This is a genomic window from Glycomyces sp. YM15, from assembly GCF_016918015.1.
In the GTDB taxonomy this organism is placed as follows: Bacteria; Actinomycetota; Actinomycetes; order Mycobacteriales; family Micromonosporaceae; genus Glycomyces.
Genome location: NZ_JAERMK010000002.1, coordinates 1 through 16,974 on the forward strand (window position 1 = coordinate 1; position 16,974 = coordinate 16,974).

At 68.4% G+C, this 16,974-nt stretch carries 19 protein-coding genes; 14 read left to right on the forward strand and 5 right to left on the reverse strand.

The annotated features are described in order from the left end of the window. The first annotated feature begins 229 nt into the window (after positions 1-229). Positions 230-592, forward strand: a complete 363-nt coding sequence (locus JHY01_RS02625) for a zf-TFIIB domain-containing protein (protein WP_240192330.1) — start codon at positions 230-232, stop codon at positions 590-592. 118 nt (positions 593-710) lie between these two features. Here the strand turns inward: JHY01_RS02625 and JHY01_RS02630 are convergent, their stop codons facing one another. Together JHY01_RS02630 and trpS are read right to left on the reverse strand one after the other, a co-directional pair. Beyond that, the gene (locus JHY01_RS02630; protein ID WP_205324055.1) at positions 711-1,295 is read right to left on the reverse strand and encodes a 2'-5' RNA ligase family protein; all 585 of its coding nucleotides are present in this window, start codon (positions 1,293-1,295) and stop codon (positions 711-713) included. Continuing rightward, on the reverse strand, positions 1,295-2,311 hold the full coding sequence (trpS, locus tag JHY01_RS02635) for a tryptophan--tRNA ligase (RefSeq protein ID WP_205324056.1): 1,017 nt from the start codon (positions 2,309-2,311) through the stop codon (positions 1,295-1,297). Before trpS ends, JHY01_RS02630 begins: the two co-directional genes overlap by 1 nt. A gap of 118 nt (positions 2,312-2,429) precedes the next feature. Here trpS and JHY01_RS02640 point away from each other — a divergent pair, with 118 nt between their 5' ends. From JHY01_RS02640 to JHY01_RS02690, 11 genes are all read left to right on the forward strand, one after another. Next, positions 2,430-3,257, forward strand: a complete 828-nt coding sequence (locus JHY01_RS02640) for a DeoR/GlpR family DNA-binding transcription regulator (RefSeq protein WP_205324057.1) — start codon at positions 2,430-2,432, stop codon at positions 3,255-3,257. Further along, positions 3,254-4,384 carry a galactose-1-phosphate uridylyltransferase gene (gene galT / locus JHY01_RS02645; protein ID WP_205324058.1) on the forward strand — a complete coding sequence of 377 codons (1,131 nt, stop codon included), beginning with the start codon at positions 3,254-3,256 and terminating at the stop codon, positions 4,382-4,384. The genes JHY01_RS02640 and galT overlap by 4 nt, the downstream gene beginning before the upstream one ends. Next, the gene (gene galE / locus JHY01_RS02650; RefSeq protein WP_205324059.1) at positions 4,381-5,352 is read left to right on the forward strand and encodes a UDP-glucose 4-epimerase GalE; all 972 of its coding nucleotides are present in this window, start codon (positions 4,381-4,383) and stop codon (positions 5,350-5,352) included. Before galT ends, galE begins: the two co-directional genes overlap by 4 nt. Beyond that, entirely contained in the window at positions 5,339-6,481 is a 1,143-nt protein-coding gene (galK, locus tag JHY01_RS02655; RefSeq protein ID WP_205324060.1) for a galactokinase, read from the forward strand. Before galE ends, galK begins: the two co-directional genes overlap by 14 nt. A 100-nt stretch (positions 6,482-6,581) precedes the next feature. Then, positions 6,582-6,929, forward strand: a complete 348-nt coding sequence (locus JHY01_RS02660; RefSeq protein ID WP_205324061.1) for a hypothetical protein — start codon at positions 6,582-6,584, stop codon at positions 6,927-6,929. A gap of 244 nt (positions 6,930-7,173) precedes the next feature. Further along, on the forward strand, positions 7,174-8,262 hold the full coding sequence (locus JHY01_RS02665; RefSeq protein WP_205324062.1) for a BMP family protein: 1,089 nt from the start codon (positions 7,174-7,176) through the stop codon (positions 8,260-8,262). Positions 8,263-8,292: 30 nt separating this feature from the next. Continuing rightward, positions 8,293-9,870 carry an ABC transporter ATP-binding protein gene (locus JHY01_RS02670; RefSeq protein WP_205324063.1) on the forward strand — a complete coding sequence of 526 codons (1,578 nt, stop codon included), beginning with the start codon at positions 8,293-8,295 and terminating at the stop codon, positions 9,868-9,870. Then, a complete protein-coding gene (locus JHY01_RS02675; RefSeq protein WP_205324064.1) occupies positions 9,867-11,150 on the forward strand; it encodes an ABC transporter permease in 1,284 nt (427 codons plus the stop codon). Before JHY01_RS02670 ends, JHY01_RS02675 begins: the two co-directional genes overlap by 4 nt. Positions 11,151-11,155: 5 nt before the next feature. Further along, on the forward strand, positions 11,156-12,433 hold the full coding sequence (locus JHY01_RS02680) for an ABC transporter permease (protein WP_205324065.1): 1,278 nt from the start codon (positions 11,156-11,158) through the stop codon (positions 12,431-12,433). 2 nt (positions 12,434-12,435) lie between these two features. Then, entirely contained in the window at positions 12,436-12,822 is a 387-nt protein-coding gene (locus tag JHY01_RS02685) for a cytidine deaminase (protein ID WP_205324066.1), read from the forward strand. Positions 12,823-12,894: 72 nt separating this feature from the next. Then, a complete protein-coding gene (locus JHY01_RS02690; RefSeq protein ID WP_205324067.1) occupies positions 12,895-14,169 on the forward strand; it encodes a thymidine phosphorylase in 1,275 nt (424 codons plus the stop codon). A 69-nt stretch (positions 14,170-14,238) separates the two neighbouring features. Here JHY01_RS02690 and JHY01_RS02695 read toward each other — a convergent pair whose 3' ends face one another. Genes JHY01_RS02695 through JHY01_RS02705 form a run of 3 tightly spaced genes read right to left on the reverse strand, consistent with a single transcriptional unit; the run spans position 14,239 to position 15,198 of the window. Then, a complete protein-coding gene (locus JHY01_RS02695; protein ID WP_205324068.1) occupies positions 14,239-14,532 on the reverse strand; it encodes a hypothetical protein in 294 nt (97 codons plus the stop codon). Beyond that, positions 14,516-14,878: a hypothetical protein gene (locus tag JHY01_RS02700; RefSeq protein ID WP_205324069.1), complete on the reverse strand. Its 363-nt coding sequence runs from the start codon at positions 14,876-14,878 to the stop codon at positions 14,516-14,518. Before JHY01_RS02700 ends, JHY01_RS02695 begins: the two co-directional genes overlap by 17 nt. After that, positions 14,875-15,198: a hypothetical protein gene (locus JHY01_RS02705; protein WP_205324070.1), complete on the reverse strand. Its 324-nt coding sequence runs from the start codon at positions 15,196-15,198 to the stop codon at positions 14,875-14,877. Before JHY01_RS02705 ends, JHY01_RS02700 begins: the two co-directional genes overlap by 4 nt. 398 nt (positions 15,199-15,596) lie before the next feature. On the opposite strand from JHY01_RS02705, the gene JHY01_RS02710 reads away from it, so the two are divergent. Both JHY01_RS02710 and JHY01_RS02715 read left to right on the forward strand, forming a co-directional pair. Continuing rightward, a complete protein-coding gene (locus JHY01_RS02710) occupies positions 15,597-16,445 on the forward strand; it encodes a helix-turn-helix transcriptional regulator (protein ID WP_205324071.1) in 849 nt (282 codons plus the stop codon). Positions 16,446-16,477: 32 nt separating this feature from the next. After that, the gene (locus JHY01_RS02715; protein WP_205324072.1) at positions 16,478-16,741 is read left to right on the forward strand and encodes a DUF397 domain-containing protein; all 264 of its coding nucleotides are present in this window, start codon (positions 16,478-16,480) and stop codon (positions 16,739-16,741) included. The last annotated feature ends 233 nt before the right edge of the window (positions 16,742-16,974 follow it).

Below are 16,974 nucleotides of genomic sequence, written 5' to 3' on the forward strand. Positions count from 1 at the left end.
GCAGGAAAGCATGCCGCTCCGCGGTCAGCTTCCTCGGGCCCTGAGCTTTGGTCCGGTTCTGACGGATCTGGAAGTCCATCGCAATCCCTTGTAGATCAAGGTGTTGCAACGACTCCTAGAACCCAAGGCCTCCCGCGCGGCCCTCTGCTCGTTCCAGCTGAGAGAACTCTCAGGTGGAGAGGCACGCTCCGGTTGGGCATCCATGCACGATCCACGATAGGTTGTTGTCATGATGCAGATGCTCTGTCCGAAATGTCAGAACCCGATGCACCAGTACGAGCGCAACGGCGTCGTCGTGGAGCAGTGCACCGAATGCAAGGGCATTTTCCTCGACCGCGGCGAGCTCGAGCACCTGATGAAGTTCGAGCAGTCGTTCCACGCCGGTGCCGGTGCGCCCGTTGCCGCGGCGCCCGCCGGCCCGCCCCCGCGCGATCCGCGTTACGACGACCGTCGCCATGACGACCGCCGCTACGACGACCGCCGCCGGGACGACGACTACCGACGCGACCACTACGACGACCGCCGCAAGGACGACTACTACTACAAGAAGAAGAAAAAGAAGAGCGTCTTCGAAGACCTCTTCGACTTCTGACCCGAATCGGCGACGCAAACGGACCGACCGGCATTCGCCGCTCGGTCCTCGTCGTCTGCCCGCAGGCCCCCACGCAGCCGACGCTGCGAGTCCGGAACCGGACGGGCCGCTCGCCGGCTTACGCGGTCAGGGGGAAGGTCGCCTTCGGTGTCCAGGGAATCGGTGCGCCCGTGAGGGTCTCGGAGGTCCAGTCGCCCGGGCTCGGGTGCGTGTACAGCGTGAACGAGTCCACCAGGAACTTCGCCTCGAAACCCGCCAGGGACTGGAAGGCGCGGTCGAGCGCGGCGGTGCCGACGTTCTGCGCGATCGTCACGTGCGGGTGGTACGGGAAGTTCCGCTCGCGGCCGGCCGGTCCCCGGCAGATCGCCGACTCGAGCTGCTCGCATACGGCGATGCCGTCGACCACCGCCACGAACACCACCTCGGTGACCGGCCGGAACGAGCCGGTCCCGCGCAGGTGCAGGTCGAAGGGCGGGCACGCGGCCGCGACGCCCTCCAGGTGCTCCCGGTAGGGCCCCAGGGCCGTCGCCGGGATCTCGGTGGGCCCGAGCAGCGTCAGGTGCGCGGGGACGGTCCCGCCGAGCAGGTCGCCCGAGGCGATGCGGGCCTCGTCGAGGATCTCGCGCCACGGCGAGGGCACCGGGATCGCCACCCCGACGGTGACGACCTTCTCCCGTGGCGCGGCCGGGCTGGTCTGGCCCACTAAAGCGCCACCGGCGGGTAGAAGCCGACCTTCTTGTACGCCTTGGCGATCGTGCGGGCCGCGAGGTGGCGGGCCTTCTCGGCGCCCGAGGTGAGGATGCGGTCGAGCTCGGCTTTGTCGGCGAGGTACTCCTTGGTCCTGGCGGCGATCGGACCGAGGGTGTCGGCCACGACCTCGGCGAGGTCGCCCTTGAAGTCGCCGTAGCCCTTCCCGGCGTACTCGGCCTCGAGCTTCTCGATCGTGGTGCCCGCCAGGGCCGTGTAGATGTTCATCAGGTTCGACACGCCCGCCTTCTTCTCGGGGTCGTACCGCACCTCGGCTTCGGAGTCCGTGACCGCGCTCTTGATCTTCTTGCGCATCTGGTTCGGCTCGTCGAGCAGGTAGAGGCAGCCGCGCGGGGAGGTCGAGGACTTCGACATCTTCTTCTCGGGCTCGGCGAGGTCCTTGATCGTCGCGGTCTCCTTGACGATGTAGGGCTCGGGGACGACGAACGTCTGGCCGTACGTGGTGTTGAAGCGGCCCGCGAGGTCGCGGCTGAGCTCCAGGTGCTGGCGCTGGTCCTCGCCGACCGGGACCTGGTCGGTCTGGTACAGCAGGATGTCGGCGGCCATGAGGATCGGATAGGTGAAGAGCCCCACCGTTGTGCGTTCTTGTTTGGCCGACTTGTCCTTGAACTGGGTCATCCGGGACGCTTCGCCGAAACCGGTCTCCGTGCCGAGGATCCACGACAGCATCGTGTGCTCGGGCACCTGGGACTGGATGAACAGCGTGCACCGCTCGGGGTCGACGCCCAGCGCCAGGAGTTGAGCGGCGCTCACGCGTGAGCGCTGGTGCAATACCTTTGGGTCGTGATCGACGGTGATCGCGTGTTGGTCGACGACGCAGTAGAGCGCGTCCGTGGAGTCCTGCATCGCCACCCACTGCCGCACCGCGCCCAGGTAGTTTCCGAGGTGGAACGAGTCCGAGGTGGGCTGGATCCCGGAGAAGACGCGGGGTTTGCGGTCGGCAGTGCTCATGGACCGATTCTGACATCCACGCCGAGAAGGCGGCCACCCGGTATTGCGGCGCCGGCGATCCTGATGTTTAATTGTGTTGGATCTTGAGTACTATGCTCTCGAAACATGAGGAGGCGGCATGCTGGCGCAGCAGCGGCAGAGCCGGATCGCCGAGCGCGTCCACCGAACCGGCGCGGTCCGGGTGGCGGAGCTCGTCGAAGAGTTCGGCGTGTCCGACATGACCATCCGCCGCGACCTCGAGACCCTCGCCGACCGCGGTCTCGTCGCCAAAGTTCACGGCGGCGCCACCGCGGTCGACTTCGGCTCCACCACCGAGCCCGGCTTCGCCGTCAAGCAGGTCCGCCAGGAAGCCGAGAAGCAGGCCATCGCCGACGCCGCCGCCACCCTCGTCGGCCCCGGCCAGGCCATCGCCCTCTCCGCCGGCACCACCACCTGGACCCTCGCCCACCGCCTCACCGACGTCCCGGACCTGACCGTGGTCACCAACTCCGTGCCCGTCGCCGACGTCTTCTACCGCGCCGGCCGCGCCGACCAGACCGTCATCCTCACCGGTGGCGTGCGGACGCCTTCCGACGCCCTCGTCGGCCCCTTCGCGGTGGCCTCCCTCGAGAAGGTCAACGTCGACACCGTCTTCCTCGGCGTCCACGGCATGTCCCTGCGGGCCGGGTTCACCACCCCGAACCTCCTCGAAGCCGAGACCGTCACCACCCTCGCCGCCAAAGGCCGCCGCCTCGTGGTCGTCGCCGACCACACCAAGTACGACGTCGTCGGCATCGCCACCATCGCCTCCCTCGACGACGCCGACGTCATCGTCACCGACTCCCTCCTCGACGAGGAGGCCCGACGCCAACTGCGCGAACACGTCGACCAGATCGTGCTCGCGCCGGTCCCGACCGCGGAACACCACGGCCACGGGAAACGCACTACACCCGAGAAGAGATCATGACCGCGTTCCACATGGAGTCCGGCAGCCTCGCCGACGGCCGCCAGATCCTCTACTACTCGACCGAGCCCGAGGCCGGCCGCGCCGGCTACGCCGACAAGCGCGACCTCGGTGACCGCATGAGCGCCGGCGAGATCCGCTACGACGTGCTCCGCGACGAATGGGTGGCGGTCTCCGCCGGCCGCTCCGGCCGCCCGCAGCTGCCCGTCGCCTGCCCGCTGTGCCCCTCCCACGGAGACGAGCTCACCGAGATCCCCGCCCCCGACTACGAGGTCGCGGTCTTCGAGAACCGTTTTCCCAGCTTCGGAGGCGGAGCCGGAGAAACGCATGAGCACGGTCCGAGCCTCGGCGGGACCCGCGGCTCGCTCGCGCCCGAGGTGGACGGCGCGGCCATGGAGGTCGCGGTCCCCGCGAGCGGCCGCTGCGAGGTCGTCGTCTTCTCCGACGACCACGACTCCTCGCTCGTCGACCTCGACCCCGAACGCATCGCCCTCGTCATCCGCGCCCAGGCCCAGCGCACCGCCGACCTGTACGCCCGCGGCGACATCGCCCAGGTCTTCTGCTTCGAGAACCGCGGCGTCGAGATCGGCGTGACCCTCCACCACCCGCACGGCCAGATCTACGGCTACCCCTACGTCACCCCGCAGTCCCAGAAGTACCTCTCCGCTGCCAAGCGCCACAAGCAGACCACGGGCCGCGACCTCTTCGACGACATCATCGCCGCCGAGAGCAGGTCCGAACGCGTCATCGCCGAGAACGAGCACTGGATCGCCTTCACGCCCTTCGCCGCGCGCTGGCCCTTCGAGGTCCAGGTCTACCCGAAGGCCCGCTTCGCCGACCTCACCGAGCTGCCCGAGGCGTACATCGACTCGTTCGCGCCGCTCTACCTCGACCTGCTCAAGCGCTGCGACGCGGCCTACCCTGGGGAGCCGATGCCGTACATGTCCGGCTGGCACCAGGCCCCCGTCGGCGAACTCCGCGAGTTCGGGCGCCTGCGCCTGGAGCTCGTCTCCATCCGCCGCGGCCCCGGCCGCGTCAAGTTCCTGGCCTCATCGGAGTCCGTCATGGGCGGCTGGGTCCACGACCTCGGCCCTGAGACCTCCGCTTCAATCCTCAAGGGAGCATTGTGAAATACCTCGTCACCGGCGGCGCCGGCTACATCGGTTCGATCGTCGCCACGATGCTGCTCGAAGCCGGCCACGAAGTGGTCGTGCTCGACAACTGCTCGACCGGCTCGGCCGAGCGCGTCCCGGTCGGGGCCCTCCTGGTGCGCAAGGACATCCGCGACGCCCGCGAAGTCCTCGACGCCACCTTCGACGGGGTCCTGCACTTCGCGGGCCTCATCGCCGCGGGCGAATCGATGAGCAAGCCCGACCTCTACTGGGAGGCCAACACGGCCGGCACGTTCGCGCTCCTCGACGCCATGCGCGAGGCGAACGTGAAGACCCTCGTGTTCTCCTCCACCGCCGCGGTCTACGGCAACCCGACCGAGGTCCCGATCAAGGAGGAGGCCGTCAAGGCCCCCACCTCCACCTACGGCGCGACGAAGCTCTCCAGCGACATGGCGATCGCCTCCGAGGTCATCGCCTACGGCCTCGCCGCGGTCTCCCTGCGCTACTTCAACGTCGTCGGCGCCTACCAGGACCGGTCGGGCACCTGGCACGGGGAGAACCACGACCCGGAGACCCACATCATCCCGATCGCGTTCGACGCCGCCTCCGGCAAGCGCGAGTCCTTCGGGCTCTTCGGCGACGACTACCCGACCCCCGACGGCACCTGCATCCGCGACTACATCCACGTCGCCGACCTCGCCGACGCCCACCTGCTCGCCCTCCAGGCCGCCGAGGCCGGCGAGCACAAGATCTACAACCTCGGCAACGGCAACGGCTTCTCCAACAAGGAGGTCGTGGCCACCGTCAAGCGGGTCACCGGGACCGACTTCCCAGTGGAGATCGGGCCCCGCCGCCCCGGGGACCCGGCCGAACTCGTCGCCTCCTCGGAGCGCGCGAAGACCGAACTCGGCTGGAAGCCCAGCCGGGACAGCCTCGACCGCATGGTCGCCGACGCCTGGAAGTACTACCAGCATGCCCACTCCTGATCTCCACGCCGTCGAACTCGCCGAGACCGCCGCGCAGGCCTTCCGGGACGCGTTCGGCGCCGAGCCCGAAGGCCTCTGGGCCGCGCCCGGCCGCGTGAACCTCATCGGCGAGCACACCGACTACAACGAGGGCTTCGTGATGCCCTTCGCGCTGCCCTACTACGCCGCGGCGGCCGTCGCCAAGGCCGAGACGTGGGCCTTCCACTCGACGTACGGCGAGGGCGACACCGTCCGCGCCGACTCCCTCGACGGCGTCGAAGGCTGGGCCGCGTACATCGCCGGGGTCGCCTGGGCCATGAACGAGTCGGGCTACCCGGTCGCGCCCGCGCACATCGCCGTCAACTCCGATGTGCCGCACGGCGCGGGGCTCTCCTCGTCCGCCGCGCTCGAATGCGCGACCCTGATCGCGCTGGCCGACCTCTACGGCCACGAGATCGACCGGGCCGAGGCCGCGCGGATCGCGCAGAAGGCCGAGAACGAGTACGTCGGCGCGCCCACGGGCGTGCTCGACCAGTCGGCCTCGCTGCTGTGCACCGAAGGCAACGTCATGTTCCTGGACTGCCGTGACTTCTCGCGCGAGCAGGTGCCGTTCGACCTGGCCGCCGAGGGCCTCGTGATGCTCGTGATCGACACGCAGGCCCCGCACCGGCACGTCGACGGCGAGTACGGCGCGCGCCGCGCCGACTGCGAGGAGGCCGCCCGGCGGCTCGGGGTGCCGTTCCTTCGGGACGCGCCGCGGGACGCGACGCTGGAGGACGACCGACTGAACCGGCGGACGCGCCACATCCTCACCGAGAACGACCGCGTCCTCGCCACAGTGGACATCCTCAAGCGGGGCACCGTGTCCGGGATCGGCGACCTGCTCACCGCCTCGCACGTGTCGCTGCGCGACGACTACGAGGTCTCCTCGGTCGAGCTCGACTCGGCCGTCGACGCCGCGCTCGGCGCCGGGGCCCTGGGCGCGCGCATGACCGGCGGCGGGTTCGGCGGCAGCGCCATCGCGCTCGTCGAGTCGACCGCGGCCGCGAAAGTGGAGGCCGCCGTGCTCGAGGCCGCCGCCGAGAGGGGCCTGCCGACACCGCGGGTCTTCGTCGCCCGCGCCGCGGCAGGAGCGCACCGCGTGTCGTGAACGGCGGGGTCGAGCGGCATGACTCGACCGCTGTGACAGCGAACCAGGGACCGGTCGCGCTCACGCGTGGCCGGTCCCTTGCTCTGCAATACTCCTGAGCATGGAATTCGTCCACTTGCTGCTGCGCTACCTCCACCTGCTCGGGTTCGCCGCCGTCTTCGGCGGCTGGCTCGTCTCCCTGCTCTCCAAGAAGTTCGACTTCAACGCCGCGATGCTCTACGGCATCGCCACCCAGCTCGCCACCGGCATCGTCCTGTACGGGATCGTCGCGGCCGACGGTGACGCGAACCACGCCAAGCTCGGCGTGAAGTTCCTGCTCGCCCTGCTGCTCGCCGTCATGATCGCGATTCCGGTCTGGAAGAAGCGCGCGAAGGTCGCCGCCGGGCACTTCTACACGACCGGCGCGCTCATCGCGGTCACCGCCGGCGTGGCCGTCTTCTGGACCTAGGACGGGCGCGGATCGCGCTTTTCACGGCGTGCGGACCGCCCGGCCCGGAGGACCGAATTGTGACCCTCCAAGGGCCCGCGAGCTGCAATCGCGCCGTAGTGCGAACGAAACACCTGTTCACCGCTGGTCTCAGTCATAGGATGTTTCGGTAACGAAATCATCAAGGTCGGTGTCAAAGCCCGCCGACTGCGGCCATGATGGGGCGGGTATCGACTTACCCCTTGGATTGTCAAAGGAGACCGAGATGGCTGTCAAGCCGTTCAAGCTGGCCCTGGCGGGTCTTTCCGCCGTTGGCCTCGCCGCCCTCGCCGCTTGCGGTGAGGCACCGTCCGAGAACGGCGGCGACGACAACGCCGACGCGTCGTTCCTCGCTTGCATGGTCACCGACTCCGGTGGCGTGGACGACAAGTCCTTCAACGAGTCCTCCTGGGCCGGCATGGAAGCCGCCGCCGAGGAGAACAGCGACATCAAGGTGGACTTCAAGGAGTCGTCCTCCGAGACCGACTACGACCCGAACCTGCAGGCCTCGGTCGACGACGGCTGCAACTTCATCATCGGCGTCGGCGGCCTCATGACCGAGAACGTGAACACCGCCGCCACCGCGAACCCGGACATCCCGTTCGCCACGGTCGACGGCTTCTCCGAGGTCGAGAACGTCTACTCGATCCAGTTCGACACCGCCCAGTCGGCCTTCCTCGCCGGTTACGTCGCCGCGTCGCAGACCAAGACCGGCACCGTCGCCACCTGGGGCGGCATGAAGATCCCGCCGGTGACCATCTTCATGGACGGCTTCGCCGAGGGCATCGAGAAGCACAACGCCGACAAGGGCACCGACGTCAAGCTGCTCGGCTGGAACGCCGAGACCCAGGAAGGCACCTTCCTGAACAGCTTCGAGGACACCGCCGCGGGCAAGAGCACCACGGACACCTTCATCACGCAGAACGCGGACATCATCTTCCCGGTCGCCGGCCCCGCGGGCCTCGGCGCGCTGACCGCCGCCGCGGAGAACGACGCCGTGAACGCGATCTGGGTCGACACCGACGGCTACGAGTCCACCGAGTACGGTGCCGAGCTCATCACCTCGGCCGAGAAGGGCCTCGCGAACGCCGTCAAGGACTCCGTCCTCGCCGCTTACGACGCCGCCAACGGCGGGGAGGCCATCTCGGGCTCCTACGTGGGGACGCTCGCCAACGACGGTGTCTCGCTCGCGCCGTTCCACGACTTCGACTCGGCCGTCTCCGCCGACACCAAGGCCGAGCTCGAGGCGCTGACCCAGCAGATCATCGACGGCACGCTCGTCGTCGAGTCGCCGGCCAGCCCCGCTGCTCAGTAACCGAGCGGATCGAAGCAAAAGGACACGCACTTGCGACTCGAACTGAAGGGCCTGACGAAGAAGTTCGGCTCGTTCACCGCTGACGACGACATCGACCTCGTGGTCGAGCCCGGCCAGATCCACGCCGTCCTCGGCGAGAACGGCGCGGGCAAGTCGACGCTCATGAACATGCTCTACGGGATCCTGGCGCCGACCAGCGGCGAGATCCTGATCGACGGGGAGCCGGTCACCTTCGAAGGTCCGGGCGACGCCATCGCCGCCGGGATCGGGATGGTCCACCAGCACTTCAAACTCGTCGGTCCCTTCAGCGTCGCCGACAACGTGCAGCTCGGTCGGGAGCACACCCAGGGTCTGGGTGTGCTCTCGGCCAAGGCCGCGCGGAAGGCCGTCCTCGACGTCTCCGAGGAGTACGGCCTCAAGCTCGACCCCGACGCGATCTGCGAGGACCTGCCCGTGGGCGTCCAGCAGCGCGTCGAGATCGTCAAGGCCCTCTCGGGGCCGAAGACGGAACTGCTCATCCTCGACGAGCCGACCGCGGTGCTCACGCCCGCGGAGATCACCGAGCTCCTGCAGATCATGCGGAACCTCGCGGCGGCGGGCACGTCGATCCTGTTCATCTCCCACAAGCTCAAAGAGGTCCAGGCCGTCGCGGACACCGTCACGGTGATCCGGCGCGGCAAGGTGGTCGCCGAGCTGGAACCGACCGCCTCGGAGGCCGAGATGGCCTCCGCGATGGTCGGCCGCGCCGTCACCCTCCAGGTCGACAAGACCCCGGCCGAGCCGGGCGAGGCGCGCCTGGAGATCGAGGGCCTCACCGTCGTCTCCGACGCCGGCGTGAAGGTCCTCGACGGACTCGAACTCACCGTCCACTCTGGAGAGATCGTGGGCCTCGCGGGCGTCGAGGGCAACGGCCAGACCGAACTGGCCCGCTCGATCCTCGGCCTCATCAAGCCCGACGAGGGCCGCATCGCGATCGACGGCAAGGACGTGCACGGCGCGAGCCCCGCCCACCGCATCGCCGACGGCCTCGGCTACATCCCCGAGGACCGCGGCCGCGACGGCGTGATCACGGAGTTCTCGGTCGCCGAGAACCTCGTGCTCAACCAGTACCGCGACGCCCCGTTCGCCCGCCGCGGCGCGGTCAACGCCGGCGCGGTCCGCAAGCGCGCGGTCGACTCGATCGCCGAGTTCGACATCCGCACCCAGTCCCCGGAGGAGCCGGTCTCGGCGCTCTCCGGCGGCAACGCGCAGAAGGTCATCATCGCCCGCGAGTTCTCCCGGCCCCGCCGGCTCCTCGTCGCGGCGCAGCCGACCCGCGGCGTCGACGTCGGCGCGAGCCAGTTCATCCACTCCCGGCTCGTCGCCGAGCGCGACACCGGCACCGGTGTCCTCCTCATCTCGTCCGAACTGGACGAGATCTACGCCCTCGCCGACCGCATCGCCGTGATCTACAACGGCCGCATCGTCGGCGAGGTCGCCCCCGACACGCCGCGCGCGGTCATCGGCCGCCTCATGGTCGGCGCCGACATCGCCGGCGCGGACGACACCGCACCGGCCCCCGACGACGCCGACCAGACCGACGAGGAAGCCAACGGAGGTGACCGATGAGCACGGATACCAAGACCCCCACCGCCGACGAGCCTGAGGCGGGCGAGACCCCGGAATCGAAGCCGAACTTCATGCGGCTCTTCGGCCGCTACCTGACCGAGGCGAACTCGGTCATGGTCACGATCTACTCCCTGCTGCTGGCGTTCCTCATCGGCGCGATCCTCCTCATCGTCTCCGACGAGTACACCCGCTCGACGTTCTCCTACTTCTTCTCCCGCCCCCAGGACGCCTGGTACGCCTCCCGGGACCTGATCGTCGAGTCCTACACGGCCCTGTTCGAGGGCGCGATCCTCAACCTGAGCACGCTCGACCGGTACGCCGCCGGGACCGCCGAGTTCGGCGACCTGCTGCGGCCGCTGTCCGAGACGCTCACCTACGCGACCCCGCTGATCTTCACCGGCCTCGCCGTCGGCCTCGCGTTCCGCGCCGGGCTGTTCAACATCGGCGCCCAGGGCCAGCTGATCTTCGGCATGATGGGCGCGCTCATCATCGGCTTCGCCCTCGACCTCCCGGCCGTGATCCACCTGCCGCTCGCGGTCATCGCCGGTGCGCTCGCGGGCGCCGCGTTCGGCGCCGTCCCCGGCGTCCTCAAGGCGACCACGGGCGCCCACGAGGTCATCTCCTCGATCATGCTCAACAACATCGCGGCGCTGTTCCTGGTGTGGGCCATCAGCACCGAATTCCTCCACTCGGAGACGAAGACGGACCTCATCACCAAGCCGGTGGACGAGTCGGCGGTCATGCCGAAGCTCCTCTCCGGGCTCAGCGAGAGCCTGCGCGTCAACTGGGCGCTGCTGATCGGCATCGGCGCCGCGGTGTTCACCTGGTGGCTGCTCTCGCGATCCACGTTCGGGTTCCGCATCCGCGCCGTCGGCTTCAACGAGCACGCCTCCGCGACCGCGGGCATGCGCATCGGCTCGACGTACACGACCACGATGGCCGTCGCGGGCGGGCTCGCGGGCCTCGCGGGCGCGGCCCTGTCGCTGGGCGTCGGCTCCGCTGGCATCACCACGAACACCGCCCTGGAGTACGGCTTCGACGGCATCACCGTCGCGCTCCTCGGCCGCGCCAAGCCCGGCGGCATCGTCGCGGCGGCGCTCCTGTTCGGCGCGTTGAAGGCCGGGGCCCTGTCGGCCCAGCCGGACGTGCCGGTCGACATCTCCACGCTGCTGCAGGCGACGATCGTGCTCTTCATCGCCGCTCCCGCACTGGTCAAGGCGATCCTGCACCTGCGCACGCCGCGCGGCGGCCTGGTCACCCTCGAAGCGAAAGGCTGGTGAGCCCCATGGCAGTGGACACCATGACCGCCTCACCGGCGCTCGTCGACGAGAGCGTCCCGGTCCGCTACGCGAAGGCGGGCGCCGTCTTCGCCGCGCTCGGCCTCTTCGTGCTGATCGTCGCGTTCGCGGTGGTCGGCGGGGACGACACGACCCTGGTCAGGTTCGACCGGACCCTCACCGACGCCGAGTGGGCCATGCCCACCACCGTCGTGATGGCGATCCTCGGCGCGCTCACGGCCGCTGCGGGCGCCTGGATGCTCGCGGGGGTCCCGAAGCGCCGCTTCAAGCTCGTCTCCGCGATCGCGGTGACCGCGTTCGTGTTCAGCCTGCTGATCTGGGCCTACTCGCAGCCGGGCACCGTGTTCCGGGCCGAGTCGATCCTCGCCGGGGCGCTGTTCCTCTCGCTCCCCTACCTGTTCGGCGCCCTCTCCGGCGTCGTGTGCGAGCGCTCGGGCGTCATCAACATCGGCATCGAGGGCCAGTTCCTCATGGGCGCCTTCACCGGCGTCCTGGTCGCGAACATCACCGGGAACGTGTACGCCGGCATGGTCGGCGCGATGGTCGCGGGTCTCCTCTCGACGATGCTGCTCGCCCTCCTGGCCACCAAGTACCAGGTCAACCAGGTCGTCGTCGGCGTCATCCTCAACCTGCTGGCGCTGGGCTTCACCAGCTTCATGTACGACCAGCTCAAGAAGGCCGAGGGCCTCAACAGCGCTTTCTCGATCCCGACCATCTCGTGGGGGCCGCTCGCGGACATCCCGGTGATCGGCCCGGTCCTCTTCAACCAGAAGATCTTCGTCTACATCGGACTCGTTCTGGTGGCCGTGGTCTGGTTCCTGCTCTACCGCACCCGCTGGGGCCTGCGCACCCGCGCGGTGGGCGAGCACCCGGCCGCCGCGGACTCCATGGGCGTCAACGTGAACCGCCTCCGGTACTGGAACGTCACCCTCGCGGGTCTCATCTCCGGTTTCGGCGGCGCCTGGTTCACCATCGCGAACTCCCTGGCGTTCAGCAAGAACATGACCGCCGGGCTCGGGTTCGTGGCGCTCGCCGTCATGATCGTGGGCCGCTGGAACCCGCTCGGCGTGCTCGCCGGCGCGCTCATCTTCGGCTTCACCACGCAGGTCGCCCGCGACCTCGACGCCTCGGGCGGCTCGGTCGTCCCCGGCGAGTTCCTGCAGATGCTCCCGTACGCGGTCACGCTCGTGGTCGTCGCCGGGCTCATCGGCAAGGCCAAGGCCCCCGCGGCCGACGGCGTGCCGTACAACCCGGGGGACAAGTAGTGATGGCCGACATCGACTGGGACGCCTTGCGCGAGAAGGCTCGCGAGGCCATGCGCCGCGCGTACGCCCCGTACTCGAAGTTCCCGGTCGGCGTCGCCGGTCTCGTCGACGACGGCCGGATCGTCTCCGGCTGCAACGTCGAGAACGCCTCGTACGGCCTGACCCTGTGCGCCGAGTGCGGCATGGTCTCCCAGCTCGCGGCCACCGGCGGCGGGCGCCTGGTCGCGATCGCCTGCGTCGACCGCGCAGGACAACCCCTCACCCCCTGCGGCCGGTGCCGACAGCTCCTCTACGAGCACGGCGGCGCCGAGTGCCTGGTGGACGCCGCGCAGGAGCCGACCACCGTGGGGGCCCTGCTCCCAGGTGCGTTCGGCCCCGAATACCTGTAGGGAGAGGGCGGGTCACCTGACCCGCCCACTCACATCCGGTCCTCGAATTCCATTGTCTGTGAGGGAAATCCAATGATCACCGCTGTAGACGTCATCCGCACCAAACGGGACGGCGGCGAACTCTCGACCGCCCAGATCGACTGGCTCATCGACGCCTACACCAAGGGTCTCGTCGCCGACGAGCAGATGTCGGCCCTGGCCATGGCGATCTTCCTCAATGGAGCGAAGCCGCGCGAGATCGCCGACTGGACCGCCGCGATGATCCACTCGGGAATAACCCTCGACCTTTCGACCGTGGGCAAACCGTGCGTGGACAAGCACTCCACGGGTGGCGTGGGCGACAAGATCACCCTCCCGCTGGCCCCGCTCGTCGCGGTCTTCGACGTCGCGGTTCCGCAGCTCTCGGGCCGCGGCCTCGGCCACACCGGCGGCACGCTCGACAAGCTCGAGTCGATCCCGGGATTCCAGGTCGACATGACCGAGGCCGCGGTCATCGAGCAGCTCAAAGGCATCGGTGCCGTCATCTGCGCCGCCACCGGCGACCTCGCCCCGGCCGACAAGAAGCTGTACGCCCTGCGCGACATCACCTCCACTGTGGAGGCCATTCCGCTCATCGCGTCCTCGATCATGTGCAAGAAGATCGCCGAGGGCGCGGACGCCATCGTCCTCGACGTCAAGGTCGGCTCGGGCGCCTTCATGAAGGACTTCGCCCAAGCCCGTGAACTCGCAGAGACCATGGTCCGCCTCGGCAAGGACCACGACGTCGACACCCGCGCGCTGCTCACCGATATGTCGATCCCCTTGGGCCGCACCGCGGGCAACGCCCTTGAAGTGCGCGAGTCCGTCGAGGTCCTGGCCGGCGGCGGCCCCGAGGACGTCGTGGAGCTGACCGTGGCCCTCGCCAAGGAGATGCTCGCCGCCGCGGGCCGGATGGACGTCGACCCGGCGGCCGCTCTGAAAGACGGCCGCGCGATGGACGTCTGGCGCAAGATGATCGCCGCCCAGGGCGGCGAGGTCGACGCCGACCTGCCGGTCGCGCACGAATTCGAGGAGATCAAGGCCGACACCGGCGGCTTCATCTCGGAGATGGACGCCTACGCGGTCGGCGTCGCCGCCTGGCGTCTCGGTGCGGGCCGTGAACGCCAGGGCCAGCCCGTCCAGGCCGGCGCCGGTATCGAGATTCTCAAGACCGTCGGCGAACGCGTGGCGGCGGGCGAGGCGGTCTTCCGCCTCCACACCGACACCCCGGCGCGCTTCCCCGCGGCGATGGAGACCCTTGCGGGCCAGTGGAAGATCGGAGCAGAGCCCGCCAAGCGCGGCCCGATCATCCTCGACCGCATCGTCTAGACACTCGCACCATCAAGGGCGGCGCCGCGAAAGCGATGCCGCCCTTGGCATTACCAGCGCTTCGCAGTGCTACATGCGGGCGATCCGCCTGGCGAGGCCTTCCACGGCGGACCGCATCGGGTCGGTGCGCCAACCGGGGTGCCATTCCTCATGGTCGCCGGGTGGTTCGGTGAAGACGGCGATGAGGCGGGGTCCGGCTTTGGTCTGTTCGTCGGACGTGAGCCGGTGAAGCATCGGGTCGGTGGTGTTGCGGTAGACGGTGAGGCGGACGCGGTCGCCTCCGCCGATGCCGATGGAGAACTCGTCGAGGCGGACCCAGTCGGGTGAGTCGGCGGTGGTGTCGCGCTTACTCGGCTCGATCATCGATGTCTCGCCCTCGGCTCGGTGTGTCGGCTCGTATCGGGCTGGGGCGGCTGATGATGCGGTCGGCATAGCGGGTGAGGAAGAACGCGGCGAGCGCGGTGCGCTCGTGGTCGTTCCATTCGGCGGTGCGGTCGGAGTCGACGGTGAGGCGGCCGGTGCCGGTACCGATCATTTCGATACGGCCGATGTCGGCGGGTTCGCCGGGATAGAGCTGGCGCAGCAGGATCTGGCCGGGCTCGGAGGCGTGAAGGTAACCGGAGATGACGCGGAGGCCGAAGACTTCGGTGCCGATCTTGGTGATCGGACTGTCGGCGGCAGGAGTGCCCGTGCAGTCGTGTGTGTTCATCGCACCGCCGCGAGTTCGATATCCATGTCTGCAAGCGGATCGGCGGGGGATTGGTGGCGCGGGCTGGGCCTTCGACGGTGCCGCGCGGGAGTTCGTCGACGGCGGTTGAGGTCGTCGGCGGTGAGGTCGCCGGAGTCGAGCGCAGCGGTCTTCCGGGCACGCGAGGCGGTGGAGGCGAAGAGGCCGGCGGCCGACTCGCGGGAGGAGCAGCCGTGGCGGCCCCATGCCTCGCCCCACCGAATGCGGCGCAGGCGGTCGAAGCCCAGCCAGGTGCGGTAGGGCCGGTGCGGTTGCAGGGCGCTCTTGGCCCGGGCGGGCACACGATCGACAGGTACGCTGAGAAGACCCACGAGAAGCCTCGCTTTCTCTGGTGATGCGCGGCTCGCGCTGGGTGACTCCGCCAAGAATCCGTCCCAGCGCGGGCCGCTTTCTGTGCGGCCGGATTCATTTATGCGCTTGAGTGAAAGCCGTGTCGCGGCACGCTCCTTCGGTCCAGGGCTCCGAAGGAGCGTGCCGGGCCGCCGGACGGCTCGCCGCTCGATCCCCACCTGAACGAGCGACCTGCGAGTCAGCACCGTCGCGAACGACCTGGAATCAAATCTGCGACCCCACGGTCAACCATGACCGTACGACACAATCGACACCCATGCAAGTTGCATGTAATTCATTTGGGTGAAAGCGAATTGCTGACAGTACTTCACGATGAAATACTCATCGCATGACTGAGCTGCGAAGCCCCACGGTCAAACGACGCCGCATCGCCAAGGAGCTGGCGCGACTTCGCGAGCAGGCCGGATACAACCGATCCGCCGCAGCCAAGGCGCTCGACATGAGCCCGGGCAACCTTGGCCGCATCGAGAATCGCGAGATCACCGCCCGACCAGTGGTGGTCCGAGCGATGCTCGCTCTGTACGGTGTGACCGGTGAAGACGCCGAAGTACTGGTCGAACTCGCCCGTGGCGCGCAAGAGCGCGGCTGGTGGCAGAACTATGGCGATGTCCTCCCCGACTGGTTCAGCTTCTATGTCGGCCTGGAAGAGGAGGCCGCTTCGATAGCGACCTACGAATCAGAGATCATGCCGGGCCTGTTCCAGACCACTGACTACGCTCGCGAAATATTTCGGCTGACAACCGCCGACAGCGACATCGAAGCCAAGATCGACGCGAGGCTGCGCCGCCAACTGATCCTGACCCGGGAGCATCCGGTGGAAGTCGCCGCTGTGATCAACGAAGCGGTTCTGCTGCGGCACGTAGGATCGGCCGCTCAGTTCCGAGCGCAACTCGAGCACTTGGCAGACCTCACCGCCCTACCCAACGTCACTGTCCAGGTCCTGCCGTTCGCAGCGGGAGGTCATCCTGCAATGACCGGACCGTTCATGCTCATCAATTTCCCGGATGCGCTGGATGCGCCGATCGTCTACCTTGACAACTTCACCCGAGGACAAGTCCTCGAAGAGCCCGAGCACTTCACCGCCTACCAGGATGCTCACGCCAAGCTGCAAAAACAGTCCCTCACACCCAAGGCGTCCCTCGATCGCATTCGCACCGTCATCAGTAACATCAGCTGAGAATCAACCGAGCCTGACTCGAGGGTGCTGACATGAAATCTTCAGTTCAATGGCGAAAGTCCAGTTACAGCGGTACCGGCAACTGCGTCGAGGTGGCCTGCATTCATACGGCTCCTTGGCGGAAGTCGAGCCGCAGCGGAGGAAACGGCAACTGCGTCGAGGTCGCCCCGGTGGAGGCGACCGTTGCAGTCCGGGACTCGAAGCTCCCGACCGAGGGCGACTTCCCGCACCTCCTCGTAGACACTGCCACCTGGACCGGTCTCGTCACCGCCATGAAGGCCGGCAGTATCGCCTAGCCTGCCCGGCCCGCAAGACACGGCGCGCTTCCCAATGCAAGGGGAAGCGCGCCTTCAAGTTTCGACCGTAGAGCGTCCGCTGGTGATGTCGTGGCCGCCCGGATCGGATCTCGAAGCACCCGGGCGACTGATGTGGGACCTCCGCGACGAATCGCCCGGGTCCTCGGACGATGACCGACACGCAGGACCGTTGGGCCGGTCTGCAGGTTGCGAGCGAGAGCCCGGGCCACTAG

Excerpts from the sequence above, each read along its gene's own strand:
- JHY01_RS02625 (WP_240192330.1), top strand. The coding sequence starts at position 230 with ATGATGCAGATGCTCTGTCCGAAATGTCAGAACCCGATGCACCAGTAC.
- trpS (WP_205324056.1), bottom strand. The coding sequence starts at position 2,311 with ATGAGCACTGCCGACCGCAAACCCCGCGTCTTCTCCGGGATCCAGCCC.
- JHY01_RS02640 (WP_205324057.1), top strand. The coding sequence starts at position 2,430 with ATGCTGGCGCAGCAGCGGCAGAGCCGGATCGCCGAGCGCGTCCACCGA.
- galT (WP_205324058.1), top strand. The coding sequence starts at position 3,254 with ATGACCGCGTTCCACATGGAGTCCGGCAGCCTCGCCGACGGCCGCCAG.
- galK (WP_205324060.1), top strand. The coding sequence starts at position 5,339 with ATGCCCACTCCTGATCTCCACGCCGTCGAACTCGCCGAGACCGCCGCG.
- JHY01_RS02660 (WP_205324061.1), top strand. The coding sequence starts at position 6,582 with ATGGAATTCGTCCACTTGCTGCTGCGCTACCTCCACCTGCTCGGGTTC.
- JHY01_RS02665 (WP_205324062.1), top strand. The coding sequence starts at position 7,174 with ATGGCTGTCAAGCCGTTCAAGCTGGCCCTGGCGGGTCTTTCCGCCGTT.
- JHY01_RS02675 (WP_205324064.1), top strand. The coding sequence starts at position 9,867 with ATGAGCACGGATACCAAGACCCCCACCGCCGACGAGCCTGAGGCGGGC.
- JHY01_RS02680 (WP_205324065.1), top strand. The coding sequence starts at position 11,156 with ATGGCAGTGGACACCATGACCGCCTCACCGGCGCTCGTCGACGAGAGC.
- JHY01_RS02685 (WP_205324066.1), top strand. The coding sequence starts at position 12,436 with ATGGCCGACATCGACTGGGACGCCTTGCGCGAGAAGGCTCGCGAGGCC.
- JHY01_RS02690 (WP_205324067.1), top strand. The coding sequence starts at position 12,895 with ATGATCACCGCTGTAGACGTCATCCGCACCAAACGGGACGGCGGCGAA.
- JHY01_RS02695 (WP_205324068.1), bottom strand. The coding sequence starts at position 14,532 with ATGATCGAGCCGAGTAAGCGCGACACCACCGCCGACTCACCCGACTGG.
- JHY01_RS02700 (WP_205324069.1), bottom strand. The coding sequence starts at position 14,878 with ATGAACACACACGACTGCACGGGCACTCCTGCCGCCGACAGTCCGATC.
- JHY01_RS02710 (WP_205324071.1), top strand. The coding sequence starts at position 15,597 with ATGACTGAGCTGCGAAGCCCCACGGTCAAACGACGCCGCATCGCCAAG.
- JHY01_RS02715 (WP_205324072.1), top strand. The coding sequence starts at position 16,478 with ATGAAATCTTCAGTTCAATGGCGAAAGTCCAGTTACAGCGGTACCGGC.